Annotated in this window: 30 protein-coding genes and 2 tRNA genes; 10 read left to right on the top strand and 22 right to left on the bottom strand. The window is 62.5% G+C overall.

The features are described 5' to 3' along the window. Window positions 1-30: 30 nt before the first annotated feature. The 8 genes from nuoG to H7692_RS01445 all read right to left on the bottom strand — a co-directional run bounded on the left by nuoG (window position 31) and on the right by H7692_RS01445 (window position 7,634). On the bottom strand, window positions 31-2,043 hold the full coding sequence (nuoG, locus tag H7692_RS01480) for an NADH-quinone oxidoreductase subunit NuoG (RefSeq protein WP_227339661.1): 2,013 nt from the start codon (window positions 2,041-2,043) through the stop codon (window positions 31-33). A gap of 247 nt (window positions 2,044-2,290) precedes the next feature. After that, entirely contained in the window at window positions 2,291-3,583 is a 1,293-nt protein-coding gene (gene nuoF, locus H7692_RS01475) for an NADH-quinone oxidoreductase subunit NuoF (protein WP_227339660.1), read from the bottom strand. Between the two features lie 106 nt (window positions 3,584-3,689). Further along, window positions 3,690-4,364 (bottom strand): complex I 24 kDa subunit family protein, encoded by a 675-nt coding sequence (locus H7692_RS01470; protein ID WP_201925216.1) that lies wholly within the window; start codon window positions 4,362-4,364, stop codon window positions 3,690-3,692. Continuing rightward, entirely contained in the window at window positions 4,357-4,539 is a 183-nt protein-coding gene (locus tag H7692_RS01465) for a hypothetical protein (protein WP_201925214.1), read from the bottom strand. The genes H7692_RS01470 and H7692_RS01465 overlap by 8 nt, the downstream gene beginning before the upstream one ends. Continuing rightward, window positions 4,536-5,753 carry an NADH-quinone oxidoreductase subunit D gene (locus H7692_RS01460; protein WP_201927226.1) on the bottom strand — a complete coding sequence of 406 codons (1,218 nt, stop codon included), beginning with the start codon at window positions 5,751-5,753 and terminating at the stop codon, window positions 4,536-4,538. Before H7692_RS01460 ends, H7692_RS01465 begins: the two co-directional genes overlap by 4 nt. A gap of 35 nt (window positions 5,754-5,788) precedes the next feature. Then, the gene (locus H7692_RS01455; RefSeq protein ID WP_201925213.1) at window positions 5,789-6,709 is read right to left on the bottom strand and encodes an NADH-quinone oxidoreductase subunit C; all 921 of its coding nucleotides are present in this window, start codon (window positions 6,707-6,709) and stop codon (window positions 5,789-5,791) included. Continuing rightward, a complete protein-coding gene (locus tag H7692_RS01450) occupies window positions 6,709-7,263 on the bottom strand; it encodes a NuoB/complex I 20 kDa subunit family protein (RefSeq protein WP_390881091.1) in 555 nt (184 codons plus the stop codon). Before H7692_RS01450 ends, H7692_RS01455 begins: the two co-directional genes overlap by 1 nt. After that, window positions 7,260-7,634 carry an NADH-quinone oxidoreductase subunit A gene (locus H7692_RS01445; protein ID WP_227339659.1) on the bottom strand — a complete coding sequence of 125 codons (375 nt, stop codon included), beginning with the start codon at window positions 7,632-7,634 and terminating at the stop codon, window positions 7,260-7,262. The genes H7692_RS01450 and H7692_RS01445 overlap by 4 nt, the downstream gene beginning before the upstream one ends. Window positions 7,635-7,848: 214 nt before the next feature. On the opposite strand from H7692_RS01445, the gene H7692_RS01440 reads away from it, so the two are divergent. Together H7692_RS01440 and H7692_RS01435 are read left to right on the top strand one after the other, a co-directional pair. Then, the gene (locus H7692_RS01440) at window positions 7,849-8,331 is read left to right on the top strand and encodes a YbjN domain-containing protein (protein WP_201927221.1); all 483 of its coding nucleotides are present in this window, start codon (window positions 7,849-7,851) and stop codon (window positions 8,329-8,331) included. Then, complete coding sequence (locus H7692_RS01435) at window positions 8,283-8,555, top strand: YbjN domain-containing protein (RefSeq protein ID WP_227340037.1); 273 nt, start codon at window positions 8,283-8,285, stop codon at window positions 8,553-8,555. Before H7692_RS01440 ends, H7692_RS01435 begins: the two co-directional genes overlap by 49 nt. A gap of 6 nt (window positions 8,556-8,561) precedes the next feature. Here the strand turns inward: H7692_RS01435 and H7692_RS01430 are convergent, their stop codons facing one another. The 3 genes from H7692_RS01430 to efp are packed head-to-tail and all read right to left on the bottom strand — an operon-like array spanning window position 8,562 to window position 10,260. After that, the gene (locus H7692_RS01430) at window positions 8,562-9,380 is read right to left on the bottom strand and encodes an inositol monophosphatase family protein (protein WP_390881092.1); all 819 of its coding nucleotides are present in this window, start codon (window positions 9,378-9,380) and stop codon (window positions 8,562-8,564) included. Continuing rightward, window positions 9,380-9,697, bottom strand: a complete 318-nt coding sequence (locus H7692_RS01425) for a cupin (protein ID WP_201925211.1) — start codon at window positions 9,695-9,697, stop codon at window positions 9,380-9,382. Before H7692_RS01425 ends, H7692_RS01430 begins: the two co-directional genes overlap by 1 nt. Continuing rightward, complete coding sequence (gene efp, locus H7692_RS01420) at window positions 9,697-10,260, bottom strand: elongation factor P (protein WP_222136179.1); 564 nt, start codon at window positions 10,258-10,260, stop codon at window positions 9,697-9,699. Before efp ends, H7692_RS01425 begins: the two co-directional genes overlap by 1 nt. A 203-nt stretch (window positions 10,261-10,463) precedes the next feature. Between efp and H7692_RS01415 the strand changes: the two genes are divergently transcribed. Then, window positions 10,464-10,628 carry a hypothetical protein gene (locus H7692_RS01415; RefSeq protein WP_201925209.1) on the top strand — a complete coding sequence of 55 codons (165 nt, stop codon included), beginning with the start codon at window positions 10,464-10,466 and terminating at the stop codon, window positions 10,626-10,628. Here the strand turns inward: H7692_RS01415 and thiE are convergent. Then, complete coding sequence (gene thiE, locus H7692_RS01410) at window positions 10,625-11,263, bottom strand: thiamine phosphate synthase (RefSeq protein WP_201925208.1); 639 nt, start codon at window positions 11,261-11,263, stop codon at window positions 10,625-10,627. The two genes, H7692_RS01415 and thiE, sit on opposite strands and share 4 nt — an antisense overlap. 35 nt (window positions 11,264-11,298) lie before the next feature. Here thiE and H7692_RS01405 point away from each other — a divergent pair, with 35 nt between their 5' ends. Beyond that, a complete protein-coding gene (locus tag H7692_RS01405; protein WP_227339658.1) occupies window positions 11,299-11,697 on the top strand; it encodes a hypothetical protein in 399 nt (132 codons plus the stop codon). 20 nt (window positions 11,698-11,717) lie between these two features. Here H7692_RS01405 and H7692_RS01400 read toward each other — a convergent pair whose 3' ends face one another. The 4 genes from H7692_RS01400 to tkt form a co-directional block, all read right to left on the bottom strand. Next, the gene (locus tag H7692_RS01400; protein ID WP_222136180.1) at window positions 11,718-12,608 is read right to left on the bottom strand and encodes a fructose bisphosphate aldolase; all 891 of its coding nucleotides are present in this window, start codon (window positions 12,606-12,608) and stop codon (window positions 11,718-11,720) included. Window positions 12,609-12,684: 76 nt separating this feature from the next. Continuing rightward, on the bottom strand, window positions 12,685-13,881 hold the full coding sequence (locus H7692_RS01395; protein WP_201925205.1) for a phosphoglycerate kinase: 1,197 nt from the start codon (window positions 13,879-13,881) through the stop codon (window positions 12,685-12,687). A 134-nt stretch (window positions 13,882-14,015) separates the two neighbouring features. Beyond that, window positions 14,016-15,023: a type I glyceraldehyde-3-phosphate dehydrogenase gene (gene gap, locus H7692_RS01390; protein WP_201925203.1), complete on the bottom strand. Its 1,008-nt coding sequence runs from the start codon at window positions 15,021-15,023 to the stop codon at window positions 14,016-14,018. Window positions 15,024-15,058: 35 nt separating this feature from the next. Beyond that, the gene (gene tkt, locus H7692_RS01385; RefSeq protein ID WP_222136398.1) at window positions 15,059-17,026 is read right to left on the bottom strand and encodes a transketolase; all 1,968 of its coding nucleotides are present in this window, start codon (window positions 17,024-17,026) and stop codon (window positions 15,059-15,061) included. Window positions 17,027-17,174: 148 nt separating this feature from the next. On the opposite strand from tkt, the gene H7692_RS01380 reads away from it, so the two are divergent. The 4 genes from H7692_RS01380 to H7692_RS01365 all read left to right on the top strand — a co-directional run bounded on the left by H7692_RS01380 (window position 17,175) and on the right by H7692_RS01365 (window position 18,808). Continuing rightward, window positions 17,175-17,375 carry a hypothetical protein gene (locus tag H7692_RS01380; protein WP_222136181.1) on the top strand — a complete coding sequence of 67 codons (201 nt, stop codon included), beginning with the start codon at window positions 17,175-17,177 and terminating at the stop codon, window positions 17,373-17,375. Continuing rightward, on the top strand, window positions 17,368-17,787 hold the full coding sequence (locus tag H7692_RS01375; protein ID WP_222136182.1) for a cell division protein ZapA: 420 nt from the start codon (window positions 17,368-17,370) through the stop codon (window positions 17,785-17,787). The genes H7692_RS01380 and H7692_RS01375 overlap by 8 nt, the downstream gene beginning before the upstream one ends. A 221-nt stretch (window positions 17,788-18,008) precedes the next feature. Further along, complete coding sequence (locus H7692_RS01370; RefSeq protein WP_227339657.1) at window positions 18,009-18,593, top strand: 5-formyltetrahydrofolate cyclo-ligase; 585 nt, start codon at window positions 18,009-18,011, stop codon at window positions 18,591-18,593. Beyond that, entirely contained in the window at window positions 18,590-18,808 is a 219-nt protein-coding gene (locus tag H7692_RS01365) for a DUF2842 domain-containing protein (protein WP_390881093.1), read from the top strand. Before H7692_RS01370 ends, H7692_RS01365 begins: the two co-directional genes overlap by 4 nt. An 80-nt stretch (window positions 18,809-18,888) precedes the next feature. Here H7692_RS01365 and H7692_RS01360 read toward each other — a convergent pair. The 6 genes from H7692_RS01360 to thyA all read right to left on the bottom strand — a co-directional run bounded on the left by H7692_RS01360 (window position 18,889) and on the right by thyA (window position 25,544). Beyond that, window positions 18,889-18,965: transfer RNA gene (locus H7692_RS01360), tRNA-Asp, on the bottom strand. A 43-nt stretch (window positions 18,966-19,008) separates the two neighbouring features. After that, window positions 19,009-20,208, bottom strand: a complete 1,200-nt coding sequence (locus H7692_RS01355) for an AI-2E family transporter (protein ID WP_227339656.1) — start codon at window positions 20,206-20,208, stop codon at window positions 19,009-19,011. A gap of 672 nt (window positions 20,209-20,880) precedes the next feature. Beyond that, a complete protein-coding gene (locus H7692_RS01350; RefSeq protein ID WP_227339655.1) occupies window positions 20,881-22,185 on the bottom strand; it encodes a dihydrolipoamide acetyltransferase family protein in 1,305 nt (434 codons plus the stop codon). 5 nt (window positions 22,186-22,190) lie between these two features. After that, a complete protein-coding gene (locus H7692_RS01345; RefSeq protein ID WP_227340036.1) occupies window positions 22,191-23,195 on the bottom strand; it encodes an alpha-ketoacid dehydrogenase subunit beta in 1,005 nt (334 codons plus the stop codon). A 20-nt stretch (window positions 23,196-23,215) separates the two neighbouring features. Further along, on the bottom strand, window positions 23,216-24,511 hold the full coding sequence (locus H7692_RS01340; protein WP_227339654.1) for a thiamine pyrophosphate-dependent enzyme: 1,296 nt from the start codon (window positions 24,509-24,511) through the stop codon (window positions 23,216-23,218). A 97-nt stretch (window positions 24,512-24,608) separates the two neighbouring features. After that, entirely contained in the window at window positions 24,609-25,544 is a 936-nt protein-coding gene (thyA, locus tag H7692_RS01335; protein WP_264476966.1) for a thymidylate synthase, read from the bottom strand. 139 nt (window positions 25,545-25,683) lie between these two features. On the opposite strand from thyA, the gene H7692_RS01330 reads away from it, so the two are divergent. Further along, complete coding sequence (locus tag H7692_RS01330; RefSeq protein ID WP_201925189.1) at window positions 25,684-26,112, top strand: JAB domain-containing protein; 429 nt, start codon at window positions 25,684-25,686, stop codon at window positions 26,110-26,112. Window positions 26,113-26,218: 106 nt separating this feature from the next. Further along, window positions 26,219-26,295: transfer RNA gene (locus H7692_RS01325), tRNA-Pro, on the top strand. Window positions 26,296-26,463 lie beyond the last annotated feature (168 nt).

The raw sequence follows: 26,463 nt of genomic DNA, 5'->3' as shown, positions 1-26,463 counted from the left end.
CCGGGGTGACGAAGCTATTGAATGCGCGGCTCATTCCGCCGCCTCCGCAAAATCCGCACCGTGCAAAATCTCTTCCGAACAGCGTTGCATCGTCGGCGACGCGCGGCAGATGGCGTTGGTGAGGTAGAAATCCTTGATCGGCGACGGGATCGCGCGTGCCTCGGGTTTCGCGGGCAGCTTGGGCACCGTCCAACCATAGTCGGCAAGTCCCTCGACGCCGAGCGCGGGCACCGCGGCGATCATCGCCGCGCGGCATTCGTCGAAGCTGTCGAACCCGACGCTGACGCCGAGTGTATCAGCAAGCGCGCGGAAAATGCTCCAGTCCTCGCGCGCGTCGCCCGGCGCGAACACCGCTTTCTCGCTGCGCTGGACGCGGCCCTCGGTGTTGACCGTGGTGAAATCCTTTTCGGTCCATGCCGCAGCGGGCAGGATGACGTCGGCGGCGTGCGCGCCCTTGTCGCCATGATGGCCGACATAGACTTTGAACGTCTTGTCAAAGGCCGCAAAATCGACCTCGTCGGCGCCAAGGAAGAAGGCAAGCTTGGGTTTGGCCGCGATCACATCCTTGATCCCGCCGGCCAGGCCGTAGCCGAGCATCAACGATCCCATCCGCGCGGCCGAGAAGTGGACGACGTTGAAGCCGTTCCAGCCGTCCTTGACCGCATTCACCGCCTTGGCAAGCGCGAGGCCCGCGCCGTGGACGCCCGGCACCGACAGCGCGCCGCCGCCGAAGATCAGCATCGGCCGTTCGGCGCCCTTCAGCGCGTCGAGGACATGCGCCGGCAACTTCGCGACGAGCGCCGCGTCATTGCCGAGCCATTCAGCGCGATAAGTCAGGTCGCATTCGCCGCCGATGGCAAAGACCTTCGCGCCCTTCTTGTACACTGCCTTGCGGATACGCGTGTTGATCAGCGGCGCTTCCCAACGCAAATTCGTACCGACAAGCAGGATCACGTCGGCGTTTTCGGCCTCGGCAATCGTCGTGTTGAAATTGACCGCCGACAGGCTGGTCACATCATAATCGAGACCGGTCTGGCGCCCTTCGAGCAGATTGCCGCCGAGTGCGTTCACCAGCGCCTTGGCGGCGAACATCGTCTCGCAATCGACAAGGTCGCCAGCGATCGCCGCGACCGACGATCCGGCCTTCACCGCCTTGATCGCATCGAACGCTTCGGCCCAGGTCGCCTCGACCAGCTTGCCGCCTTTGCGCACATAAGGGCGGTCGAGACGGCGGCGCACCAGTCCGTCGACGTGGTGGCGCGTCTTGTCGCTCGCCCATTCCTCGTTCACATCGTCGTTGATGCGCGGCAGCACGCGCAGCACCTGCCGCCCGCGGCTGTCGATGCGGACATTGGTGCCAACCGCGTCCATCATGTCGATACCGAGCGTCTTCGTCAGCTCCCACGGCCGCGCCTCGAACGCATAGGGCTTGCTGGTCAGCGCGCCGACCGGGCAGAGGTCGACGACATTGCCGCTGAGTTCGCTCTGGATCGCATGTTCGAGGTAGGTGGTGATCTGCATATTCTCGCCGCGTCCGATCGCGCCGATATCCTCGACCCCCGCGACTTCCTCGGCAAAACGGACGCAGCGCGTGCACTGAATGCAGCGCGTCATCACCGTCTTGACGATCGGTCCCATATATTTCTCGGTGACCGCGCGCTTGTTTTCTTCATAGCGCGTCGCGCCGCGGCCATAGGCGACCGACTGGTCCTGCAAATCACACTCGCCGCCCTGGTCGCAGATCGGGCAGTCGAGCGGGTGGTTGATGAGCAGGAACTCCATCACCCCTTCGCGCGCCTTCTTGACCATCGGGCTGTCGGTCTTGATCACCTGCCCCTCGGCGGTCGGCAGCGCGCACGAAGCCTGCGGCTTCGGCGGTCCGGGCGACACTTCGACGAGACACATACGGCAATTGCCGGCGATGCTGAGGCGTTCATGGTAGCAAAAGCGCGGAATTTCCTTCCCCGCCATCTCGCACGCCTGCAGCACGGTCGCGCCCTGCGGAACGTCGAGTTCTACGCCATCTACGGTAACTTTAGGCATTAGCGCCAACCCTCCACGCTAATGGGCGTGATAAGTGAAGGCCGTTTTGACGTTCCGTCCTCACGTTCCATCCAGATATGCCATCCATGCTTCAGTTTCTCAGCTGCGTCAGCTTCAGTCGGAACATGTTGACGCCCAGACCATTTTGACGAATCCGGCAGCGCCGAACGATCCGTCATCGCGATACCCTTCGAGCCTTCATGGAAAGGCCGATACACCCGTCCCTGATCGTCCACTCGGCGCAAGCTCATTCCGCTGCCTCCAACACGCCGCCATTGTCGCGAATGCGGCGCTCAATTTCAGGTCGGAAATGCTTGATCAACCCCTGGATCGGCCATGCTGCCGCATCGCCGAGCGCGCAGATGGTGTGGCCTTCGACCTGCTTCGTCACGTCGAACAGCGTGTCGATTTCCTCAATGGCGGCGTCGCCGGTGCGCAGCCGCTCCATCACGCGCCACATCCAGCCGGTGCCTTCGCGGCACGGCGTGCACTGACCGCAGCTTTCATGCTTGTAGAAATAGCTGATGCGGCTGATCGCCTGAACGACGTCGGTCGACTTGTCCATCACGATCGCGGCCGCGGTGCCGAGGCCCGATCCGACGGCCTTCAGCCCGTCGAAGTCCATCGGGCAGTCCATGATCTCAGCCGCGGGAACCAGCGGGACCGACGATCCGCCGGGGATGACAGCGAGCAGATTGTCCCAGCCGCCGCGAATGCCGCCGCAATGCTTGTCGATCAGCTCGCGGAAGGGAATGCTCATTTCCTCTTCGACGACGCACGGCTTGTTCACATGGCCCGAAATCTGGAAGAGCTTGGTGCCCTTGTTATTCTCGCGCCCGAAGCTCGCGAACCACGCCGCGCTGCGCCGCAAAATCGTCGGGACGACCGCAATGCTTTCGACATTGTTCACCGTGGTCGGGCAGCCATAGAGTCCCGCGCCCGCCGGGAACGGCGGTTTCAGCCGCGGCTGGCCCTTTTTGCCCTCGAGGCTCTCGATCATCGCGGTTTCTTCGCCGCAGATGTAAGCGCCGGCGCCGCGGTGGACGAAGACGTCGAAATCATACCCCGACTTCGCCGCATTCTTGCCGAGCAGCCCGGCGTCATACGCCTCCTGCACCGCCGCGAACAATGTCTCCGCCTCGCGGATGAACTCGCCGCGGATATAGATGTATGCGGCGCGGGCGCGCATCGCGAAACCCGCGATCAAAGCACCTTCGATCAGCTTGTGCGGATCGTGGCGGATGATCTCGCGGTCTTTGCAGCTTCCGGGCTCGGATTCGTCGGCGTTGATGACGAGGAAGCTCGGGCGGTCGGCGCGCGGCTCCTTCGGCATGAAGCTCCACTTGAGCCCCGTCGGAAAACCCGCGCCGCCGCGGCCGCGCAGGCCCGACGCCTTGATCTCCTCGATGATCGCGTCCTGGCCGCGCTTCATCAGGTCCTTGGTGTCGTCCCAATCGCCGCGCGCCTGCGCAGCCTTCAGATTCCATGGCTGGAACCCATAGACGTTGGTGAAGATGCGATCCTTGTCGGCGAGGCTCATGCGCCTTCCCCTACATCGTCACCCCGGACGTGATCCGGGGTCCAGGCAACGGTCGTGGTCATGGATGCCGGATCAAGTCCGGCATGACGAAGGGTTAGAAGGTGGTTCATGCCCCCCACTCCTTCCGATAATCATGGTTCGCCGACACCATTTCCTTCAGCGTCGTCGGGCCACCTTCGGGCTCGCTCGTGTGGCGCTGAGGGTTCTGCGTCCCCGTCTTGGGCTGCTTGCCCGCAGCCAGCTCGTCGAGAATGTGCGTCATGCTGTCGTAATCGAGGTCTTCGTAATTATCGTCGTTGATCTGGACCATCGGCGCATTGGCGCAATTGCCCATGCACTCGACCTCGGTCAGCGTGAACAGCCCGTCGGGCGTCGTCTTGCCCTTGGCCATCCCGCGGTTCTTGCACGCCGCAATCACATCGTCCGACCCGCGCAACAGGCACGGCGTCGTGCCGCAAACCTGCACATGATAGCGGCCTACTGGCGCGAGATTGTACATGGTATAGAAGGTCGCGACCTCATAGGCGCGGATAAAGGGCATATCGAGCTCAGCCGCGACATATTCGATCACCGGCACGGGCAGCCAGCCCTGCGTCTGCGTCTCGGCACCGACCTGGCGCTGCGCAAGGTCGAGCAGCGGCATCACCGCCGAGCGCTGACGCCCCGCAGGATAGCGCGCGATGATCGCCTTGGCCGTTTCGGCATTTTCCGCCGTCCACGCAAAAGCGCCCCAGCGCGCGCGGACTTCGGCTTCGTCGGGGATTTGGGGTGCGTCAGCCACGGGCCAGACCTCGTTCAATATATCGTCCGACATACATGCCGAGCGTCGCGGCAAATGTGGTCGAGACGACTTCCTTTATCGTTATCTCGCCATGAAAGGCCGCGAGATAGGCAGCCACCGCAGATGCAGAACCTGCGAGCACCAGGACGAGAATGGCAAATTCGCGCAGCATCACCGGTCGCACTCCCCGAACACGACGTCGATCGCGCCGATGATCGCGGTGGTGTCGGCGAGCATGTGGCCCTTGCACATGAAATCCATCGCCTGAAGGTGGCTGAACGCCGTCGGGCGAATCTTGCAGCGGTACGGCTTGTTGGTGCCGTCGCTGACCAGATAGACGCCGAATTCGCCCTTCGGGCTTTCGGTCGCGACATAGACTTCGCCCGCCGGAACGTGGAAGCCCTCGGTGTAGAGTTTGAAGTGATGGATCAGCGATTCCATCGACTGCTTCATCTCGCCGCGTTTCGGCGGGACGACCTTGCGGTCGAGGCTGGCGATCGGACCGCTCGGCATGTCGCGCAGGCACTGCTTGATGATGCGCGCCGACTGATAGACTTCCTGCACGCGCACCATGAAACGGTCGTAGCAGTCGCCGCGCGTGCCGACAGGAATGTCGAATTCCATCTTGGCATAGGCGTCATAGGGCTGCGACTTGCGCAAATCCCACGCGATGCCGCTGCCGCGGATCATCGGGCCGGAGAAGCCCCACGCGAGCGCGTCTTCCTTGCTTACCGTCGCAATGTCGACGTTGCGCTGTTTGAAGATGCGGTTGTCGATGACGAGGCTCATTGCATCGCCGAACAGTTCGGGCAGACGGCCGTCGATCCATTCGCCGATGTCGACGAGCAGCTTTTCGGGGACGTCCTGATGAACGCCGCCGGGGCGGAAATAGGCCGAGTGCATGCGCGCGCCCGACGCGCGCTCAAAGAAGTTCAGGCAATCCTCGCGCAGCTCGAACACCCAGAGGTTCGGCGTCATTGCGCCCACGTCCATGACGTGCGCGCCGATGTTGAGCATATGGTTGCAGATGCGCGTCAGCTCGGCGAACAGCACGCGCAGATACTGGGCGCGCTCTGGCACTTCGAGGTCGAGCAGCTTCTCGATCGCGAGCACATAGCTGTGCTCCATGCCCAGCGGCGAGCAATAGTCGAGCCGGTCGAAATAGGGCAAAGCCTGCAGATAGGTCTTATACTCGATCAGCTTTTCAGTGCCGCGATGGAGCAGCCCGACATGCGGGTCGACGCGCTCGATAATCTCGCCGTCGAGCTCCATGATCATGCGCAGCACGCCGTGCGCTGCGGGGTGCTGCGGGCCGAAGTTGATCGTATAGTTGGTGACGACCTGATCGCCCGGCGTATCGGCGGTATCGACCGGATAGCCTTCGAACATGTCGCTGCCGTGATGCTTGACCTCTGGAGCGTCGGTCATGCGTCACCTCCTTTGGGCGCCTTGGGCTTGCGCGGCGCACGCGGTTTGGTGTCGGCCTTTTCAGCCTTCTTGGTCGCCGGCGTTTTGGCACTCCTGGACGCCGGTTTCGCCTTTGCCCCGTCCTTGCTCGGCTTGGCGGCGGCCTTGTCGGCCTTGGCGCCCGCGCCGGTCTGCGCCGGGCTTTCGGTGGTCTTGGGAGTCGGCGGCGGAGGCGCCTTGGCGAGACCGCCCGCCTTTTCGTCGGCCTTGTCGACTTCCTTCGCGGTCATCGGCGTCGGCGCCCCCTTGCCGGGTGCCTCGTGCGTACCGCCGGCCTTCTCATCGCCGGGCAGCACATAATCGGCGCCTTCCCACGGCGACATGAAGTCGAAATTGCGGAAATCCTGCGCGAGCCGCACGGGTTCATAGACGACGCGCTTGTCTTCTTCGGAGTAGCGCAGTTCGGTATAGCCCGTCAGCGGGAAGTCTTTGCGCTGCGGATGTCCCTGGAAACCATAATCAGTCAGGATGCGGCGCAGGTCGGGATTGCCCGAAAACAGCACACCGTACATGTCGAACACTTCGCGCTCGAGCCAGCCGGCAACGGGCCACACAGGAACGATGCTCGGTACCGGCGTCGCCTCGTCGGTCGAGACGCGGATGCGCAGGCGGTGGTTTTTCGTGACGCTCAGCAGGTGATAGACAACCTCGAACCGTTCGGCGCGGTCGGGATAGTCGACCCCGGCGATTTCCATGAGCTGCTGATAGTCGAGTTGGTCGCGCAGCTGCACCATCACCGACGCAATCGCTTCGCGGCGCACGGTGATGCTGTCCTCGTCGGCAGCGTGAACATGCACCACCAGATCATCACCCAGCAGATTTGCGAGCGCTTCGCCCAAACCGTCGCGGCGGGCAACAAGGGGAGCGGGATGGGCCATCAGCGTTCGATCGTCCCCGTGCGGCGGATCTTCCGCTGCAGCTGCATCACGCCGTAGAGGAGCGCCTCGGCGGTCGGCGGACAGCCGGGGACATAGATATCGACGGGCACGATGCGGTCGCAGCCGCGCACCACCGAATAGCTGTAGTGATAATAGCCGCCGCCATTGGCGCAGCTGCCCATCGAGATCACATATTTCGGATTCGACATCTGGTCGTAAACGCGGCGCAGCGCGGGGGCCATCTTGTTGCACAAGGTGCCCGCGACGATCATCACGTCCGACTGGCGCGGGCTGGCGCGCGGCGCGACGCCGAAACGCTCCATGTCATAGCGCGGCATGTTGACGTGGATCATCTCGACCGCGCAGCACGCAAGGCCGAAGGTCATCCACCACAGCGAGCCCGTGCGTGCCCAGTTGAACAGGTCCTCGGTCGAGGTGACAAGGAAGCCCTTGTCGCCCAGTTCGGAATTCAGATCGTCGAAATATGCCTGGTCGGGGTTCGCCCCCGCAGGCACCGGCATCGCGCCGGGTGTGATGAGGCCAGTATTGCTCATTCCCAGTCCAGCGCCCCTTTCTTCCATGCGTAAATCAGGCCGACCGCAAGCTCGGCAAGGAACACCATCATCGTCGCCCAACCGGCCCAGCCGATTTCCTCGAGGCTGACCGCCCAGGGAAAGAGAAACGCCGCTTCGAGATCGAAAATGATGAAGAGGATGGCGACGAGATAGAATCGCACGTCGAACTGGCTCCGCGCATCTTCAAACGCGGGAAAGCCGCATTCATATTCGGTGAGCTTAGCCGGGTCGGGCTTGTGTGCGCCTGTCAGCCGCGCGACGCCCATCGGAAGGAAGACTAACGCCGTCGACAATCCCAGCGCAATGACCAGGAAAATCAGGATCGGTAGATATTGCGTCAGATCGACCATGGGAGCTCGCAGTCATGTTTTCGGGCGTTTGCCACCCGTTTGTGCGGGCGCTTTAGGCCAGCGCGCCGCGCCTCGCAAGCGCTGCGGACAGGAAAATCGCCTCTATCCCTTCAAAAGCCGAAAGGATGCTGGCGAAGGGCGCGATCATCATGTTACGCCCGGCGTCGGGGTCATGTTTCGGGCAGCACCGCCCGCGATCAGCTTGGGGACGATCATGGGGAAATTTTCGGTTTCCGCGGCGTGCGCTTTACTGGCGTCCGCAACATTTTCGGCGGCTCCGGCGCACGCCGAGCTCGTCAGCGCCAAGGACCCCGCGGCGATCCAGGCCATCGTCGAATCGCGCGGTTGGCCTGCAAAGCTCGTCAGCAAAGCCGGCGCCGATCCCTATATCGAGAGCAATCGCGACGGCGTGAAGTTCCTGATTCTGTTCATGAACTGCGACGACGGGAAAAATTGCAAGACTTTGCAATATTATATGGGCTTCAGCGATGCGAAGGACCTGTCGCTCGAACGGCTCAACAGTTGGAATCGCGACAAGCGCTTTGCGCGCGCCTATCGCGACGAGGAAGGCGATCCGGTCCTCGAAATGGATATCGACCTCGATTTCGCGGGAATTCCCCGCGAAAATATCGGCGAGACGCTCAACACCTGGTCGTCGCTGATGGACGCTTTTCGCGAGTTCGTTTTTTCCGAATAGACACGGGGCCAGGGCGCCGCTGCGGACGATCCTACCTCGACAGGGAGAATGACCCGTCGATCGAAATGCGCGTCAACATGGCGGCGGGCGGAAGGCCAGCGGAATTGTTCGAAGACATGATCGACCTGTGGATCGAGATATTCGCTACGTTCGACAATTTCGTCGTCGAAACGCAAACGGAAGCGTCTGCCGAGCCACCCTCCGCGCCCGCCGAGGTCGAATAACCGGCCTCAGGCGTTGCGGAGCGCGCCCGCGACCAGCTTTTGCAGCTTCGAATGGACCGCGCCGCTACCCGCGATGAACTCGCTGCGTTCGATCGCACGGTCGCCGCCGCGGAAATCGCTGACGAAGCCGCCCGCCTCGCGCACGAGCAGCATGCCCGCCGCTACGTCCCAAATCTGCAGGTCGCTTTCCCAAAAGCCGTCGAAGCGGCCCGCCGCGACCCACGCAAGGTCGAGACTCGCCGCGCCGAAACGCCGGATGCCCGCAACTTCGGGCGCTACCGCGCCGAAAATCCGGCTCCACTGAGCAAAGTCGCCGTGCCCCATATAGGGGATGCCCGTCGCGATCAGACACTCGTTGAGGCTACGACGCGACGCGACGCGCAAGCGCCGGTCGTGCAGCCAAGCGCCACGACCACGCTCGGCCCAATAGCTTTCGTCGGTGACGGGTTGATAGATCAGCGCAGCGGTGACATCGCCCCAGCCGCCGCCGAGTTTCGGCTCCTGCACCGCGATCGAAATCGCGAACTGCGGGATGGCGTGGAGGAAGTTCGAAGTGCCGTCGAGCGGATCGATGATGAAGCGCGGCTTGCCGGGCTCCCCCTCGATTTCGCCGGCCTCTTCCATCAGGAAACCCCAACCGGGACGCGCGTAGGTCAATTCGTCATAGAGCGTGCGCTCGGCAGCCTGATCGGCCTTCGACACGAAATCGGCCGGTCCTTTTTGAGAGACCTGCAGATGCTCAATTTCACCGAAATCGCGGCGCAGCTTGGTTCCCGCCTTGCGCGCGGCACGTTCCATGACCGTGATGATGCCGGACAGCGCCATCAGATCGATCCCTTGCGTTCGACGACGAGGATGCGGGCTTCGCCGACCGGATGTGCGACATGCTCGTCGCCGACGTCCGCGACGAACATATCGCCTGCGCCCAGTCGTGCGATATGGACCTCGCCCGCCTCGCGATAATGCATGTCGACCGTCCCTGCGATAACGCAGAAAAGCTCGGCACCGTCATTGACGTGCCATTTATACGGCTGGTCGGTCCAGTGCAGACGGACGGTCGCGCCCTCGATCTCGGCGAGGTCGCGCGCGCCCCACGCACGGTCGGCGGTGAAGGCCGCCGCGTCAGTAACGACAGTCGGCATCAGTCGGCGCGGCGGACATATTCGCGGTCATAGACATTGACCACGATCCGCGTCCCGCTGGTAATGTGCGGCGGCACCATGACGCGCACACCATTGTCGAGGATAGCAGGCTTGTACGAGGACGATGCCGTCTGCCCCTTTACCACGGCGTCGGCTTCGACGATCGTTGCCTCGATCTGTTCCGGCAACTCGACCGAGATCGGGCGCTCTTCCCAGAGCTCGAGGACGACATCCATGCCGTCCTGCAAGAACTCGTGCGCATCGCCGACGACATCCTTGCCGATCGTAATCTGCTCGTAGCTGTCCTTGTCCATGAAGACGAGGTCGTCGCCCTCGGCATAGAGATACTGGAAATCCTTGGTGTCGAGCCGGACCTTTTCGACCGTGTCCGCGCTGCGGAAGCGGTTGTTGAGCTTGCGCCCGTCAATCAGGTTCTTGGCCTCGACCTGCATATAGGCACCGCCCTTGCCGGGCTGGGTGTGCTGGATCTTGGTGACCTTCCAGATACCGCCTTCATATTCGATAATATTGCCGGGACGGATTTCAACGCCGGTGATTTTCATCGCGCACACTCGCTGGACAAGGATGGAAAGAGCCGCCGACGCATCCGATGCGCCGGTCACAGGAGCGCGCCCTTAGCCCCGAAGGTGAGCGAGGGCAAGCCGATTGGACCAAGGCGCCAAATCGGAAGCAAGTGCGGTAAAGTGAATTGGATTTGACGCATCGATCCAATATGCGCCCCCTCGACACTGGCATAGAGACACGCATGACGAGCATCGAACTCCCCGACACCATGCCGCCGCGGCATGCTGCGGCACCCGCCAAACGGCGGCCGGCGCCGTGTGCGGGTCTGTTTGGCTGGCGCAAGGATATGGACGGCGCTTCGCCCGCGCCCAGAGCCGACAACACGCCGGGCGTTGAGGACCGTTAATCGGCCGGCTGAGCGTCGAGAACGGCCGCAAAGGCCCGCGCCGCGGCGGCAGGACCGTCGCGATTCGCCCAGACTGCGCCCGATACAGCCAGGAAGTCGGCCCCCGCATCGACCAGTGTGCGGGCATTCTCAGGCGTAATTCCGCCAATCGCCACGCACGGAAGCTCGAACAATCCCTGCCACCAGGTCAGTATCTCCGGCTCGGCACGATGCTCGACTGCCTTGGTCGTCGTCGGAAAAAAGGCGCCGAAGGCCACATAGTCCGCGCCTGCCTCGCCCGCTTCCATCGCAAAATGGCGACTCGCATGGCATGTAACGCCGATCTGCGCATTGGGGCCGAGCAGGCGGCGCGCCTCGCGCGGATCGCCGTCGCCCTGCCCGAGATGGACGCCGTCGGCGTGCAGCCGCTTGGCGAGCGCCATATCGTCATTGACGATGAAGGCGACACCGTGCGCCGTGCAAATCTCCTGGAGTGGTGCAGCAAGCCGGGCCGCGGCGTGCTGGTCGACATTCTTCACCCGAAACTGGAAGGCCGCGACGGGCGCTGCGGCCAACGCTTCTTCCAAGTGCGCGGGAAAATCGTCGCCGACATCGAGCGGGGAAACGAGATAGAGCTGGCAAGAGGGTGCGGTCATGGCGGGTTCATAGCGACGGCGCCAAAGTCCCGCAAATGCAGAAAGCAACCTTGCACCTTGCCATCCTTGCAGCGCCGCTGTCGGTGGCGGCATGCGCGACCAGCCAGATTCCCCCGCCGCTCGCCGATGCGCGCGATGTAGCGCTGGGGGAGCGCGCCTATGTCGACGGCCCGATCGTCATGCCCGTCGCCATATTGGAAGACAGTCGCTGCCCCGTTGACTTCCAATGCGTCTGGGCCGGCCAGGTACGGGTCAAGATGGTGTGGATTCGCGGTAATGGCGAGCAAATGCCGTTTGAAGCGACGCTGGGCGAGCGAACACCGATTGCCGACGGCTCGATCTTGTTCGAATCCGTACGCCCGGAAAAGCGGGCAGGCGAACCGATTCGACGCGAGGATTATCGCTTTTCGCTACGCTTCGACGGCGGGTTGTGAGGCACTATCCGTTGTGCCGGTCAGGCCACCGACGCAGCGTGAATCTCTTCGATTGCGCCACGCAACGATGCATCGAATTCATCGTCACTCATCGAGGCGCGCAGGTCCTCGAGCAGTGCGCGGCTGAAGCTTGCGATCATGCCTGGGTTCCTCGCCAGTTCTGCGCACGCGTCGGCGCGCGAAAAACCGCCCGACAGCGCGACAACGCGCAGCACCTTTGCGTGCGCGACGAGCGGCGCAAACAGATTCGCCTCTGCCGGGATCGACAGCTTGAGCATGACCGGTGCGCCATCCCAGCTCTCAAGCGCCGCGGTGATTTCTTTCAGCAACAGACGGTCGGCGGCGTCGCGCTCTGCGCTCTTGATGTTGACCTCGGGCTCGATGATCGGGACCAAGCCATGCGCTGCAATGCGCTTGGCTTCGGCAAATTGTTGTTCGACGATCGCCTTGATTCCGGCGGCATTGGCGAGGTTGACGACGCTGCGCATCTTGGTGCCGAAAATGCCTTTCGCCAACGCACGTTCACAAAGTGCGTCAAGGTCGGGGTTGGGCTTCATCAGTTGGACGCCATCGGCCTCGGCCTCCAGCCCCTTGTCGACCTTCAGAAAGGGCACCACGCCCCGCTCCCACAGCAGTTCGGGCACCGGCTTCCCGCCCGCTTCACCGTCCATTGTGCGCTCGAACAGAATCGCACCGATTACCTTGGCGCCATCGAAACAAGGCGAAGTAACGATACGGCTGCGCATTGCGTGGATCAGCGCGAACATTTCCTCGTCGCTGGAAAAAGCATCCTCTCCGATGCCATAGCCTTTGAGCGCCTTGGGCGTCGAACCGCCGCTCTGGTCGAGCGCAGCGATGAAACCCTGCCCCGATTTGATCTTTTCAAGCATGGCGGCGTTGGCGGTTGTCATGGGAACTCCGGCTGTTTGCATACGTATGTCGCGGCGCGCATAGCCTCCCCGCTCACGGGATGCAATGCGCCGAAATTCAGGATTTGAGGGCGTCGACTCCCGGCAATGGCTTACCTTCCATCCATTCGAGGAAGGCGCCGCCGGCGGTTGAAACGAAAGTGAAGTCGGCGGCAGCCCCGGCATGATTGAGGGCGGCCACCGTGTCGCCGCCACCCGCAACCGAAATAAGCGAACCTTCGCGCGTCAACGCAGCCGCTGTCTGGGCAAGCGCGACGGTCGCCGTATCGAATGGAGGCGTCTCGAACGCACCGAGCGGGCCGTTCCAGACGAGCGTGCGGCAGGTTTTCAGCACGTCCGCCAGCGCCTCGACTGCTGCGGGGCCGACGTCGAGGATCATTTCATCCGCCGCGACCTCGTGGACGTTGATCGTGCGCGTCGGCGGGTTGGGCGCGAACTGCTTTGCCACCACGACGTCATAGGGCAGATGGATCGTGCATCCTGCACTGTCGGCTGCCTCGAAAATCGCGTTGGCGGTATCGACGAGATCGTGCTCGCAGAGCGACTTGCCGACATCGACGCCGCGTGCCGCGAGAAAGGTGTTCGCCATGCCGCCGCCGATGATGAGATGATCGACCTTGCCCACCAGGTTGCGCAGCACGTCGATCTTGGTCGACACCTTGGCGCCGCCGACAACTGCAGCGACCGGATGTGCCGGGTTGCCAAGTGCGGCGTCAAGGGCAGTCAGTTCAGCTTCCATCGCCCGTCCGGCAAAGGCAGGCAAGCGGTGAGCGATGCCTTCGGTCGACCCGTGCGCACGGTGCGCGGCCGAAAAGGCGTCGTTGACATAAAAGTCGCCAACCTCGGCGAGCGCATCGGCAAAAACCGGATCGTTCTTTTCTTCACCCGCATAAAAGCGCGTATTTTCGAGCACGGCGACGTCACCGGGTGCGAGCACCGAAATGCCGGCCTTCGCCCCTTCACCGATGCAGTCGGGAATGAACATCACGCTGTGGCCCAACACGTCCTCGAGTCCGCCCATGACGAGGCTCAGCGATTGCGTCGGGTTCTTCGCGCCCTTGGGACGGCCGAAATGCGCGAGCAGCAGGACGATTGCGCCCTTGTCGGACAGTTCGCGGATTGTCGGCACCGCCGCCTGAAGCCGCGTGGCGTCGCTCACCGCGCCGCCGATCATCGGGACGTTGAGGTCGACGCGCACGAGGACGCGCTTTCCGGTGACATCGCCGATGTCGTCGAGGGTGTTGAATGCGGTCATTCGCTTCACTCCGTACCCGGAGTGTGCCTCTGCGAAGGCAGGGGCCCATCTCCTATTCTGTCCGTTTCCGCCGCCGTCCGCTTCATCTCGATCCGGCTGGAGATGAGCCCCTGCCTTCGCAAGGGCGCGGGGAGTTAAAGCAAGCCCGCAATCACGGTCGCGGTATCGACCATGCGGTTCGAGAAACCCCATTCATTGTCGTACCAACTCACAACGCGGACGAGCTTGCCTTCGAGAACTGCCGTTTCAAGGCTGTCGACCGTCGAGCTGGCGGGGCAATGGTTATAGTCGATCGAGACGAGCGGTTCGTCCGAGAAAGCGAGAACGCCCTTGAGCGCGCCTTCGGCCGCTTCCTTGAGGATCGCATTGACCTCATCCTTCGTCGTGTCGCGCTTTGGCGTGAAGGTCAGGTCGACGAGGCTGACGTTGGGCGTCGGAACGCGGATCGCCGAACCGTCAAGCTTGCCCTTGAGTTCGGGCAGCACTTCGCCGACCGCGCGCGCCGCACCCGTCGTCGTCGGGATGATCGACATGCCGGCGGCACGCGCGCGGCGCATGTCGCCGTGGATCTGGTCGAGAATCTTCTGGTCGTTGGTATAGGCGTGAACGGTGGTCATCAGCCCGCGCTCGATGCCGAGCGTGTCGTTGAGCACCTTGGCGACCGGCGCGAGGCAGTTGGTCGTGCAGCTCGCGTTCGAGACGATCTTGTGATCGGCGGTCAGCTTGTCGTGGTTGACACCGTAAACAACGGTCAGATCGACGCCCTTGGCCGGCGCCGAGATCAGCACGCGCTTCGCTCCGGCGGCGAGATGCTTGCCCGCGCTATCGGCGTCGGTGAAGAAACCGGTGCATTCCAGCGCGATGTCGACGCCAAGCTCGCCGTGCGGCAGGTTGGCCGGGTCGCGCTCGGCTGTTACCTTGATTGCCTTGCCATTGACGATCATCTGATCGCCTTCGGCCGACACGTCGCCCGGGAACGGACCGTGGACGCTGTCGCGCTTGAACAGCAGTGCATTGGCCTTTGCATCGGCCAGGTCGTTGATCGCGACAAGCTCGAGCCCGCAATCGGGGCGCTCGAGGATGGCGCGCGCGACGAGGCGACCGATGCGTCCGAAACCGTTGATTGCGACTTTCACTGCCATATCAAAGCGTCCTTTCTGCGGAGTAGTCCGACGGCTCAGGAGCCGAGCCGGGCCAGTATCTGGGGGGCGATAGCATCGGCGGTGAGGCCAAAATGCTTGAATAGGTCTTCAATCGGTGCCGAGGCGCCGAAACTGTCAATGCCGAAGCGCATTCCATCGCGGCCGGTATAGCGTTCCCAGCCAAAGGTTGTGCCGGCTTCGATGGAAACGAGTAGCGCATCGTCGGGCAGAATGTCGGCGCGATAACCGGCATCCTGTTCGTCGAAAAGCTCGGTCGACACCATTGAAACGACGTCGGCGCCCTGCCCCGCGGCTTCCAGCTGGTCAGCGACGGCAAGCGCGAGCGACACTTCCGACCCGGTAGCGACGAGCACCACGCGGCGCGACGCATTGGCCGCGCGAAGGCGGTAAGCGCCTTTCGCGCAAAGATTTTCCGTGACGTCATGACGCACCGGCGGCAGATTCTGGCGCGTGAGCGCGAGCAGCGACGGCCGCTCCTTTTGCGCCAGCGCAATTGCCCAGCATTCGGCGGTCTCGACCGCGTCGGCGGGGCGCATGACGAGCAGATTGGGCATCGCCCGCAGCGATTGGAGATGCTCGATCGGCTGGTGCGTCGGCCCATCCTCGCCGAGACCGATGCTGTCGTGCGTCATTACATAGACGACGCGCTGCTTCTGAAGCGCCGACAGACGAATCGCGGCGCGGCAATAGTCGGCAAAGACAAGGAAAGTCCCGCCATAGGGCACGACGCCGCCGTGCAGGGCCATGCCATTCATTGCCGCAGCCATGCCGAATTCGCGGATGCCGTAATAGACATATCGGCCTGAATAATCGTCTTTTGTCAGTGGCTTGGTTGACGATGTTTTGGTATTATTCGAACCGGTGAGGTCGGCGCTCCCGCCGACGAGCGCGGCAATGTCGGCGGTGAGCGCGGTCAGAGCATTCTCCGACGCCTTGCGCGTCGCGACCTTCGGCGGATCGGCAACCAGCCCGTCCAGATAGGCCTTGAACGCATCGCCCGGCGCGACGGCGCCGCTCACACGATCTTCAAATTCCTTTTTCTTTTCGTGATTTGCAAGGCGACCACTCCATTCCGCATGAAGTTTCTTGCCTTTTTCTCCGAACGCAGCCCAAGCCGAAGCAACGTCGCTTGGAACGACGAACGGCTCATGAGGCCAATCGAGTTCGGCACGCGCCGCCGCGACCTCGTCCCCGCCCAGCGGCGAGCCGTGGGTTGCCGAGGTGCCCTGCTTGTTCGGCGCACCGAAACCGATGATCGTCCGGCAGGCGATCAGCGACGGCCGATTATCGGCGAGCGCCGCGTCGATCGCCCGGCGAATATCGGCAGGATCGTGCCCGTCGCAGCTTTCGACATGCCAGCCCGTCGCCGCATAGCGCGCCTTGACGTCTTCGCTCGTCGACAGGTCGGTCGACCCGTCGATGGTGATCTTGTTATCATCCCACAGGACGATCAGGCGGCCGAGTTGCAAATGCCCCGCAAGGCCGATCGCCTCGTGGTTGATGCCTTCCATCAGGCAGCCGTCGCCAGCGATGACCCAGGTGCGGTGATCGACCAATTCGTCGCCATAGATGGCGTTCAGGTGGCGCTCGGCGATCGCCATCCCGACCGAGGTGGCGAGCCCCTGCCCCAGCGGCCCGGTCGTCGTTTCGACGCCTTCGAGCTCGAAATTCTCGGGGTGTCCGGCGCACGGGCTGTGCAACTGGCGGAAATTGCGGATATCGTCGATTGTCGGACGCGCATAACCACTCAGATGCAGCGTCGCATAGGCAAGCATCGACCCATGCCCCGCTGACAGTACGAATCGGTCGCGGTCGGCCCATTTCGGGTCGGTGGGATCGAACTTCAGATAGTCCGAATAAAGTACCGTCGCAACGTCGGCCATGCCCATCGGCATTCCCGGATGCCCGCTGTTCGCGGCCTGGACGGCGTCCATGGCAAGAGCGCGGATGGCATTGGCGAGTTGGCGTTCGGGCAGAGTCATCATGTCCCCGGAAAATGGCTGGGATGGCGATGCGCAAAGCCCTTTGCGGCCGTAGGGGCCGGAGTCAACCGCCCGCGGCAAATATTGACGTGCATTTCGGCTCCAACAGGCAATTGCACCGGTTACATCGCACTGCTAATCCTTCGACATGGAACTCGATCTCGACGAATCCAGCCTGGCAATCGGTCGCATCGAGCGTGCGCTAAGCCGCATTGAAAAGGCGCTCGCCGAACGCGCGAATCACTCTACAGCACCCGCTGATGGCACCGACCAGACGGCGTTGAAAGCCGAAGTGGCGGCGGTGATCGGCGAACTCGACCGATTGATTGCGGAGGCGGGTCGTGGCTGACGTCAAACTCACTGTGGCCGGGCGCCCCTACGATGTTCACTGCGCCGACGGCGAAGAAGACCAATTGCGCCAGCTCGCCGCGCTCGTCGATGAAAAGGCGCGCAATATCCAAGGCGGCACCGAAGTCCGGCAACTGCTTTTCGCCGCATTGATGCTGGCCGACGAAGCGCAGGAAATCCGCGAGAAGATGAACAAGGCCGAACCGCAATCCGACACGCTGCGCGCAGCGGTCGCGCTTGCCGAGAGCCGCGAGTCGCAGGCACGCGACGAGTTGAAGGCAACGAAAGCCGAACTGGAAGCGCTGAAAAAGGCGCCGACGGCCACCGCCGGACGTCCTTCGCACGACCGGGCGTTGATGCAGATTGCAGATCGTATCGAAGCGCTCGCCACGTCGATCGAGCAAATGGCTTGAGACCGGGCGTCGGCCTCCCTACATAGGCAGCGGCGGGCACTGCCCGGTACGAGCCGCTGTGAATATCCCTGAGGCGATACATCATCCAAGGGAGCTGTCCCTGCCCGGACCCTGGTCCGACGTACATGGCCCCCACCTGACGTTACTGGCGTCAGAGGATCTTCCGGCAAACGACCACGGCGGTCCCGCCAACTGCCACCCCTGAAGGGGCCTGATCGACAATGCCCGACGCGCCCTCCGACATGGCGGAGCAAAAGCAGAGGTTGCGCGAAAAGCTGCGATTCCGGCGGCGGCATTTTGCGGCCAATCTCGATATGATCACACGCATGAGCGCCTTTCGCACGCTCCCCGCCCCGATTGCCGCGCTGCTTGACCCCAATTCGCTTGTCGGCGCCTATGTCGCAATGGGCGCCGAACCCGATATTGTACCGATGACTGCCGACCTTGCCGCGCTCGCGCTTCCACATCACGCCTCGCGCTTGGATGAAATGACATTTCGTCGGTGGACGGCAGGCGACTCGCTTTTCGACGGCCCGTGGGGAGTACAGCAGCCCAGCGACGACAGCGCGTCAGCAGTTCCCGATCTGATTTTCTGCCCGCTCGTCGGATTCGACCGCCACGGGGGGCGCATCGGCCAAGGCGGCGGCCACTATGATCGCTGGTTCGCCGCGCATCCGCACGCACTGCGCATCGGAATCGGCTGGTCAGTGCAGGAGGTCGATGCCATGCCGCTGGAGGCCACCGACATGCCGCTCGACGCTGTGTTGACCGAACAGGAATTTATCGTGACCGGAGAGAGATTGTGACCGACCCGCAGCCCAGTTGGCGCAAGCCCGCCGGCATCCTGCTGATCATCCTGCTCATCATCGTCTGGGCGGGACTCGTTGCCAGCCTGTCGCCGTGGGTCGGCGAATGGCCCGTGCTGGTGCAGGCGGTATTCTATGTGATCGCGGGGGTCGTCTGGATCCTGCCGCTTAAGCCACTCTTGCGCTGGATGGAACTGGGGCGGTGGCGCGGCTGAAAAGCCGCGCCCATCCACATTCTGTTTGCTGAAAAGCTTCCCAAGCTGCGGTGGCCATTCCGTCCCGAGGGATCAAGGAATGGCGCGAGTGACGGGGCTCGAACCCGCGACCTCCGGCGTGACAGGCCGGCACTCTAACCAACTGAGCTACACCCGCGTGTGCTTGGGAGAGGCGCCAATATGCGCCGCGCTCCTGCCTGTCAACCGTCGCTTTTGGGTTCGCCGCGATTTAACCGGTCGCGCATCTCGTCGACCATTGTCAGCGTGCCGCGTTCGAACAGGAATCCCGCCAGATCGGGGGTCCCCGTCGAATGAAGAATCGTTTGCAGGATCAGGAGCAACGGAACTGCGAGCAGCGCTCCCGGCGTTCCCCATACCCACCCCCAGAAGCTGAGCGACACGAGGATAAGCAACGGGTTGATCGTCAAACGCCGCCCGAGGACGAGCGGAGTAATCAGATTCGCTTCGACCGTGTGGATACCGATAAAGATCAGCGCGGGAAGCAGCGCGAACCCGACTGCGTCAAACGTCATCAATCCACCAAGCCCAAGAAGGACAGCCGCGACGATCGGCCCCAGATAAGGGACGAAGTTGCAGATACTGACGATCCCGCCCCACATGAAAGGCGAGGGCATGCCGATTGCCCAAAGGAGCAGCGCGACGACAAGGCCGAGCACGGCGTTGATCATCGTGATCGTCGCGAGATAGTCGGCGGTGGCATCGACGACATTCTGAATCACGCGCGCCGTCTGCATCGCGCCGTCGAAACTGCCGCGGCGGCGAATCGTGCCCTTGCGGAGCCGCGTCCAGCCGGCGAGGAAAAAGAAGATCACGAGCACGGCGAAAAAGAGCTGGATCGCCGCCGACGGCGCCGACGAGATGAAATAGTCGACGACCGACGACGGCGCCGTCGCCGCAACCGCTTGCGCCGTTGCTTCGGTCCCCGTCGCGACCGAGGTCAGGGTGCGATCGACGAACGCCTGCAAGGTCGAGTAAAAATCGATGAGCGGCGCAAGGTTGTTCTGGATGCGCGGGATCGATTCGGGAAGCCGCGCGAACCATCCCGTCGCGGGCAGCACGATAATCGCGAGCGCGGCATTCACGATCATCAGGAAAGCCGCCAGCGCAAGAAAGGCTGCAAGCGCCGACGGCACGCGGCGCCTTTCGAGCCATTCGAGCAGGGGCACGAGTGCGATTGCGATGACGATGGCGGCGGTCAGCGGCAGGAAAAATTCCGCACCCGCCTGCAATGCGAAGGGAAGACCGAGGCAAAACGCCGCCCCCAGGATCAAAGTCAGGGCCGCAAGCAAGCGGTCGCGGCGAAAATCGTCGATTTCGATCTGATGCAGCGGATTGGAACGCGGACTCCGTGTCCCTTTCTGCCCCCTGTCCTCCGCCACGCGCAAATTCTCCTGGTTAATCTCGACCTCTTACGCGAGCTTTCGCTGGCACGCCAGTCGGCGGATTTCCGTCGCCGCGGGGCGAACAAGCACAATGTTAACGATGCAATCATCGGCCGAGCGGTCACGCTTCCCCGTTCGATTGCTTTTGCTCATCCATTCCGGAGGCGTCCCCTCACCTCCCCCATAAAGGTCCGGCGACCGCGGTTGCGCACGAAACGGGGTCACGAGTGCTGCCCCCGAGAAGGATTGGGCCGCGCGGTTGTCACGGTAACAGGGCCATCACAGGAACGAGTCATCGCGTCCGGCGGCGCGCTAATGACAAATGCGCGCCAAGCGAATTCAGAGTTAACGCCATTCACATCACATTGCGGCGCATCGGCTCTAGGATGGCGAAACTGATCGCCGCCCCATGTGCCGCGAGTCGAAAAGCGTTCGATCAGCGAGACCACATCGCCCAAGCATCGCACAGTCCGCTTGTGGAGCGAGGCAACGAGAGAACCCGATGTTACCACCGTCAACTCTTGCGCGTTGTTCCGTGTTACCCCCGGCCACGCATCCCGATACAGCGCAGATGATCGGAAATTTCCGCGGTCACGGCGCATAGCCGCGTCGTCCTGCACGCGGAACCAAAGCGCAAAGATCGCGCAACGGACGCGCGCGACACTGTTGTCAGTCGGCGAACAATAGCACCGGCGTCTCGATCAGCTTTTTGAGCGCCTGAACATAGCTTGCCGCATCCCAGCCATCGACGACGCGGTGGTCGCAACTGATCGACAAGTTCATAAGCTTGGCGCGGCGAATATCGTCGCCGTCAAAGACCGGGCGTTCGACAATCTTGTTCGGCCCGATGATCGCAACCTCAGGCCGGTTGATTACCGGCGTCGTCGCAATACCACCGAGCGGACCGAGCGAGGTTACGGTCAGCGTGCCACCGGTCAATTCCTCGACCTTGGCCTTTCCGGTACGGGCGGCTTCAGCCAAGCGGCCGATTTCGCTGGCAAGTTGCCAGACATTCTTATCCTGCGCATCTCGGATGACCGGAACCATCAGCCCCGCATCGGTCTGCGTTGCCATGCCCAGATGCACGGCTCCGTGGCGGGTTACGACGCCTGCCTCGTCGTCATAGCGTGCGTTGATCATCGGGAACTGCGGAATCGTCCTGCAAATCGCGACGATCAGGAATGGTAACATCGTCAACTTCGGTCGCTGACCGCGGTTGGCGTTGAGATCGGCTCGCATCTCTTCGAGCGCGGTGACGTCCATTTCCTCGACATAGGTGAAATGCGGGATCGCGCGCTTAGACGCGGCCATATTCTCCGCAATCTTGCGGCGCATACCGATAACCTTGACCGGCTCGTCGGCGCGCGCGCGCGGCGCACCCGGGGCAAGATAGCCCTGCCCTGCGCTGTAGCGCAGATAGGCATCGAGGTCGGCATGACGAATCCGGTCGCCTTCAGCCTGCACCTGTCCCAGATCGACGCCAAGATCCTTGGCGCGCGCACGAACCGCGGGAGACGCCAGAACGGTCTTCCCCTGCTCCGTTCGCGCCGAGCTTGTCGAAGCTCCGTCCTTGGTTTCGGCGGTCGCCCCTTCGACAGGCTCAGTGCCAACGGGTTGAGGAGGCAGCGCCACGTCTGCAACCGGCATTGCTTCGGTGCCAGGCGTATCCGCGGCGATTTCTTCCTCGACCGGCGTATCGACGGACGGCGCTTCGACGTCGCCTTCCCCTTCGCCCTCGGTTTCGATCACCGCGAGTGTCGATCCGATCGGGATGAGGTCGCCGACTTCGCCCGCCAGCTCGACCACCACGCCCGAAACGGGCGATTCCATCTCGACCGTCGCCTTGTCGGTCATCATGTCGGCAAGCTGCGCGTCTTCTTCGATACGATCGCCGATCTTGACGTGCCACGCGACGATTTCAGCCTCGGCGATACCTTCGCCGATGTCGGGCAAGCGGAATGAAAAGCGAGCCATGGCGGTCAATCCTTCAGAATCTTGGTCAGCGCGGTCGCGATGCGCACCGGCCCGGGGAAATAGGCCCACTCGAGGCTGTGCGGATAAGGCGTGTCGAAGCCCGTCACGCGTTCGACGGAGGCCTCGAGATGGTAGAAGCAGCGTTCCTGCACGAGCGCCGCGAGTTCGGCGCCAAATCCCGATGTTCGCGTCGCTTCGTGGATGATCAGGCAGCGACCGGTCTTCTTCACCGATGCCTCGATCGCCTCGATATCAAGCGGTAAAAGTGTTCTTAAATCAATAATTTCCGCATCGATATTCAATTCATCTATGACAGTCTTCGCAACATGAACCATCGTGCCATAGGCGAGCACGGTTACGGCCTCGCCTTCGCGGACAGTCGCCGCCTTGCCGAGCTCGATGCGATAATAGTCCTCCGGAACCGCGCTGGCGGCGTGTTTCGACCAGGGTTCGACCGGACGGTCGTAATAGCCGCTGAACGGGCCGTTATAGATGCGCTTGGGCTCGAGGAAGACCACGGGATCATTGTCCTCGATCGCGGCGATCAGAAGCCCCTTGGCGTCATAGGGGTTCGACGGGATCACCGTTTTCACCCCGCAGATATGCGTCATGATGCTTTCGGGCGACTGGCTGTGCGTCTGCCCGCCGAAAATCCCGCCTCCAAAGGGCGTGCGCACGGTCATCGGGCACACGAAGTCGTTCGCCGAACGATAACGGATACGCGCCGCTTCGCTGACCAGCTGGTCCAGCCCCGGATAGATATAATCCGCAAACTGGATCTCGGGTACAGGGCGCAGCCCATAGGCCCCCATGCCGACCGCGACACCGATGATGCCGCATTCGTTGATCGGCGTATCGAACACCCGCGTCTTGCCGTGCTTTTTCTGAAGGCCGGCGGTCGCGCGGAACACCCCGCCGAAATAGCCGACATCCTCGCCCATCACGACGACATTGGAGTCGCGCGCGAGCATGACGTCCATCGCGCTGTTGATCGCCTCGATCATGTTCATGGTTTTGGTCGGGGCGCTCATCATTCGGGCTTCCAGTCGGGGCCGAACTTCGCTTCCTGTTCGGCAAGCATCTGTGCACATTGTTCCTTGAGGTGCCACGGCATCTCCTCGAACACATCCTCGAACATCGTCTCGAACGGCTGGTGCATACCATGACCCAAAACACCAAGTTTTTCAGACTGTTTCTGCGTCGTCTTTACGAGATCGTCGAGTTCCTTTTGCAGCGCCTCATGGCGTGCATCGTCCCACTCGCCCAGCTTGACGAGATGCTCCTTCAGGCGAAGGACCGGGTCGCCGAAGGGCCAGGCCGCATATTCCTGCGCCGCGCGATAGGCACTCGGGTCGTCAGACGTGCTGTGACCTTCGGCGCGATAGGTGAAATGTTCGATCAATGTCGGCCCATTGTTGGTCCGCGCCCGATCGGCAGCCCATTGCGTCGCTGCATAGACTGCGAGCGGGTCGTTGCCGTCGACACGCAACCCCGCGATACCATAGCCGACGGCACGCGCGGCGAACGTCGTGCGCTCACCTCCGGCAAAACCTGAAAAACTTGATATAGCCCATTGATTATTCACGACATTGAAGATGACAGGTGCATTGTACACCGCGGCAAAGGTAAGCGCCGAATGGAAGTCGCCTTCGGCCGATGACCCCTCGCCGCACCACACCGTCGCAATGCGGCTGTCGCCCTTTGAAGCTGACGCCATCGCCCAGCCGACCGCCTGCGGATACTGGGTCGCGAGATTGCCCGATACGCTGAAAAAGCCATGCTCGGGCGCCGAATACATTATCGGCAGTTGGCGGCCGAGAAGATGGTCGCCGCGGTTCGAATAAATCTGGTTCATCATCTGGATCAGTGGATATTCGCGCGTGATCAAAATGCCTTGCTGACGATAGCTCGGAAATACCATATCGGCACGATCGAGCGCCATCGTCGAGGCGACCGACGTCGCCTCTTCACCCGTGCATTTCATGTAAAAGCTGGTCTTGCCCTGCCGCTGCGCGCGGAACATGCGGTCGTCGAACGCGCGGACGAGCAGCATCATACGCAGCATCGAACGCAACAATTCCGGCGCAAGCTTCGGGTCCCAGGGCCCCTTCGCCTGGCCGTCGAAATTGAGGACGCGTACCAGACCGTAGCACAGCTCGCGCATCGCATCGGGCTTGCTCGCCTCGCCCGGGCGCGGCGTTGCATCGATCGCAGGGACTTCGATGTCGCCGAAATCGGGCGTATCGCCGGGGCGATAGCGCGGTTCGGGGATGTGAAGCGACAGCGGCGGCAGATTGCTCGCCGAACGCCGGGGCGTTTCAGGCATATCCTCTTCCCTTCCGGGGCGAATCACTTCCCCGTCTAGTTATATTTCAAGTCGGCGACATTTTATTACCGCCCGCATAGGAATGCAACGCCGCGTGTCAGACCGCAACCGGGGCCGCGATATGCGCTTGAGGCGCATAGTATTCGACCGCAAAATCCTCGAACCGATAGTCGAAAATGCTGGCCGGACGGCGCAGGATGCGCAGCTTCGGTGCGCCATCCGGCACCCGTCGAATCTGCTGTTCGACGAGGTCGGCATGGTTGAGATAGAGGTGGACGTCGCCACCGGTCCATACGAGTTCGTGCGCCGTCAGGTCGCATTGCTGCGCGATCATCCGCGTCAGAAGCGCCGCCTCAAATATGTTGAAGGCAAAACCCAGCCCCAAATCGCACGACCTCTGGAACAGCAGGCACGACAGACCGCCGTCGCTCCGCACATGAAATTGATAGGTCATATGGCATGGAGGAAGCGCCATCCGGTCGAGATCGGCGACATTCCAGCCGGTGAAAATGTGGCGGCGCGAGCCAGGATTGCTACGCAGCGATTCGATCAGCGCCGCAATCTGGTTGTGGCCCGCTTCGGCGCGCCGGAACAGCCCGTCGCCGGCGGGTTCGTACCGCGGCCAGTTCACCCACTGATGGCCATAGACGGGGCCGAGGTCGCCCCATTGCGCGGCAAACCCTGCGTCCGCGAGGATGCGCGCTTCGAATTCTTCGGCCGCAATGTCTTCGCCCGTTGCACGCCGATAGCGGTCGAGCGGCCAGTCGGTCCAGATTCGTACTCCTTGCGCGATCAGCGGCCGGATGTTCGTGTCGCCGGTCAGGAACCACAGCAGTTCGCGCAGTGCGGTTTTCCAGTAAACGCGCTTGGTCGTCAGTAACGGGATTGCGTCGTCCTTCAGCGAGAATCGCATCGTTTCGCCAAACAGCGACCGTGTTCCGACGCCGGTCCGGTCGACGCGCTCGTCGCCTTCGACCCATATCCGCCGCATCAGGTCGAGATATTGCAGTTCATAATGGATGGATTCGGACAAGACTCGCTCCCGGCTTTCTTCTCCTTTGCTAAGCTTCGCAGGACGATGCCACAAGGGCGCTGAAGTCGACTGGCTCGAAGGCTCCGATACGGCGCAATTGCCGCTTGGCGTTCGGCCATGCGGCGCGCACGCCCCGACCATGCTGCTCCACGACCCCCTCGGCCGGCTGCCCGGCCCAGCCGCGCGTGAAGGATTCGTTGCGCTGTCATGCGAGGACGAAATTACGACCGGCCTTCTACGCCCGTTCTTCTCTAGCGACCGCGAGAATCTGGTGATCCTCGCTTTCGATGCCTTCGAGCGGCTGTGCTTTGCCGAGCGGATCAAAAGCAGGCATCGCGCGCAGTGTGCGGTACCGGCATCCATCTGGCGCCGCCTGTCGGCATGCCGCGGGGCCACCGTCCGGATCGCGCACAACCATCCCTCCGGCGCTGCTTGGCCGAGCGAAGCCGACCTTGCCGCGACGCGGCAAATTGCAGCGACGCTCGGGCTGCTGGATATCATGCTGGTCGATCACCAGATCCTCGTCGCGAGCGGTCATTTCAGCTTTCGGCGCGCCCGACTGCTTTAGAATTGAGCATTTGTTCGCTGTATGCAATTGCAGCTTGAAAGTCGCTAAAGGCGCGTCTAGAGGACCGCCCTGCCCTCGCGCCGGTCCGCCGGCGCCGGCGAACGGTCGGGGAGTAGCTCAGCCTGGTAGAGCACTGTCTTCGGGAGGCAGGGGCCGGAGGTTCGAATCCTCTCTCCCCGACCAATTCGTCGCATATTGCAGAATCTGCACCGTCGCTTCTTGTAACGCGGCGTACAAATCTCTAGATTAATTTTACGTCGCCACGGTTTTCCCCCTTTCCGTCGCGGCTAGCGTCCCGTCCTTTTGGCGCGGGCGCGTCCTCCCTGGACCCTGGCCACCTCGTACTCCGGT

Source organism: Sphingopyxis sp. P8 (assembly GCF_020622175.1).
GTDB classification, from domain to species: domain Bacteria; phylum Pseudomonadota; class Alphaproteobacteria; order Sphingomonadales; family Sphingomonadaceae; genus Sphingopyxis; species Sphingopyxis jiangsuensis.
Note: the sequence above shows the minus strand (reverse complement) of the source record. Positions and strands in the feature narration are given on the sequence as shown.

What these genes read in the sequence shown, in the direction of transcription:
- H7692_RS01415 (WP_201925209.1), top strand. Translation starts at nt 10,464, where the DNA reads ATGACGAGCATCGAACTCCCCGACACCATGCCGCCGCGGCATGCTGCG.
- gap (WP_201925203.1), bottom strand. Translation starts at nt 15,023, where the DNA reads ATGGCAGTGAAAGTCGCAATCAACGGTTTCGGACGCATCGGTCGCCTC.
- H7692_RS01380 (WP_222136181.1), top strand. Translation starts at nt 17,175, where the DNA reads ATGGAACTCGATCTCGACGAATCCAGCCTGGCAATCGGTCGCATCGAG.
- H7692_RS01400 (WP_222136180.1), bottom strand. Translation starts at nt 12,608, where the DNA reads ATGACAACCGCCAACGCCGCCATGCTTGAAAAGATCAAATCGGGGCAG.
- H7692_RS01370 (WP_227339657.1), top strand. Translation starts at nt 18,009, where the DNA reads ATGCCCGACGCGCCCTCCGACATGGCGGAGCAAAAGCAGAGGTTGCGC.
- thiE (WP_201925208.1), bottom strand. Translation starts at nt 11,263, where the DNA reads ATGACCGCACCCTCTTGCCAGCTCTATCTCGTTTCCCCGCTCGATGTC.
- H7692_RS01460 (WP_201927226.1), bottom strand. Translation starts at nt 5,753, where the DNA reads ATGTTCGAAGGCTATCCGGTCGATACCGCCGATACGCCGGGCGATCAG.
- efp (WP_222136179.1), bottom strand. Translation starts at nt 10,260, where the DNA reads ATGAAAATCACCGGCGTTGAAATCCGTCCCGGCAATATTATCGAATAT.
- nuoF (WP_227339660.1), bottom strand. Translation starts at nt 3,583, where the DNA reads ATGAGCCTCGCCGACAAGGATCGCATCTTCACCAACGTCTATGGGTTC.
- nuoG (WP_227339661.1), bottom strand. Translation starts at nt 2,043, where the DNA reads ATGCCTAAAGTTACCGTAGATGGCGTAGAACTCGACGTTCCGCAGGGC.
- H7692_RS01340 (WP_227339654.1), bottom strand. Translation starts at nt 24,511, where the DNA reads ATGCCTGAAACGCCCCGGCGTTCGGCGAGCAATCTGCCGCCGCTGTCG.
- H7692_RS01330 (WP_201925189.1), top strand. Translation starts at nt 25,684, where the DNA reads ATGCTGCTCCACGACCCCCTCGGCCGGCTGCCCGGCCCAGCCGCGCGT.
- H7692_RS01395 (WP_201925205.1), bottom strand. Translation starts at nt 13,881, where the DNA reads ATGACCGCATTCAACACCCTCGACGACATCGGCGATGTCACCGGAAAG.
- H7692_RS01405 (WP_227339658.1), top strand. Translation starts at nt 11,299, where the DNA reads ATGCAGAAAGCAACCTTGCACCTTGCCATCCTTGCAGCGCCGCTGTCG.
- H7692_RS01345 (WP_227340036.1), bottom strand. Translation starts at nt 23,195, where the DNA reads ATGAACATGATCGAGGCGATCAACAGCGCGATGGACGTCATGCTCGCG.
- H7692_RS01450 (WP_390881091.1), bottom strand. Translation starts at nt 7,263, where the DNA reads ATGAGCAATACTGGCCTCATCACACCCGGCGCGATGCCGGTGCCTGCG.
- H7692_RS01430 (WP_390881092.1), bottom strand. Translation starts at nt 9,380, where the DNA reads ATGGCGCTGTCCGGCATCATCACGGTCATGGAACGTGCCGCGCGCAAG.
- H7692_RS01445 (WP_227339659.1), bottom strand. Translation starts at nt 7,634, where the DNA reads ATGGTCGATCTGACGCAATATCTACCGATCCTGATTTTCCTGGTCATT.
- tkt (WP_222136398.1), bottom strand. Translation starts at nt 17,026, where the DNA reads ATGACTCTGCCCGAACGCCAACTCGCCAATGCCATCCGCGCTCTTGCC.
- H7692_RS01440 (WP_201927221.1), top strand. Translation starts at nt 7,849, where the DNA reads ATGGGGAAATTTTCGGTTTCCGCGGCGTGCGCTTTACTGGCGTCCGCA.
- H7692_RS01425 (WP_201925211.1), bottom strand. Translation starts at nt 9,697, where the DNA reads ATGCCGACTGTCGTTACTGACGCGGCGGCCTTCACCGCCGACCGTGCG.
- H7692_RS01455 (WP_201925213.1), bottom strand. Translation starts at nt 6,709, where the DNA reads ATGGCCCATCCCGCTCCCCTTGTTGCCCGCCGCGACGGTTTGGGCGAA.
- H7692_RS01350 (WP_227339655.1), bottom strand. Translation starts at nt 22,185, where the DNA reads ATGGCTCGCTTTTCATTCCGCTTGCCCGACATCGGCGAAGGTATCGCC.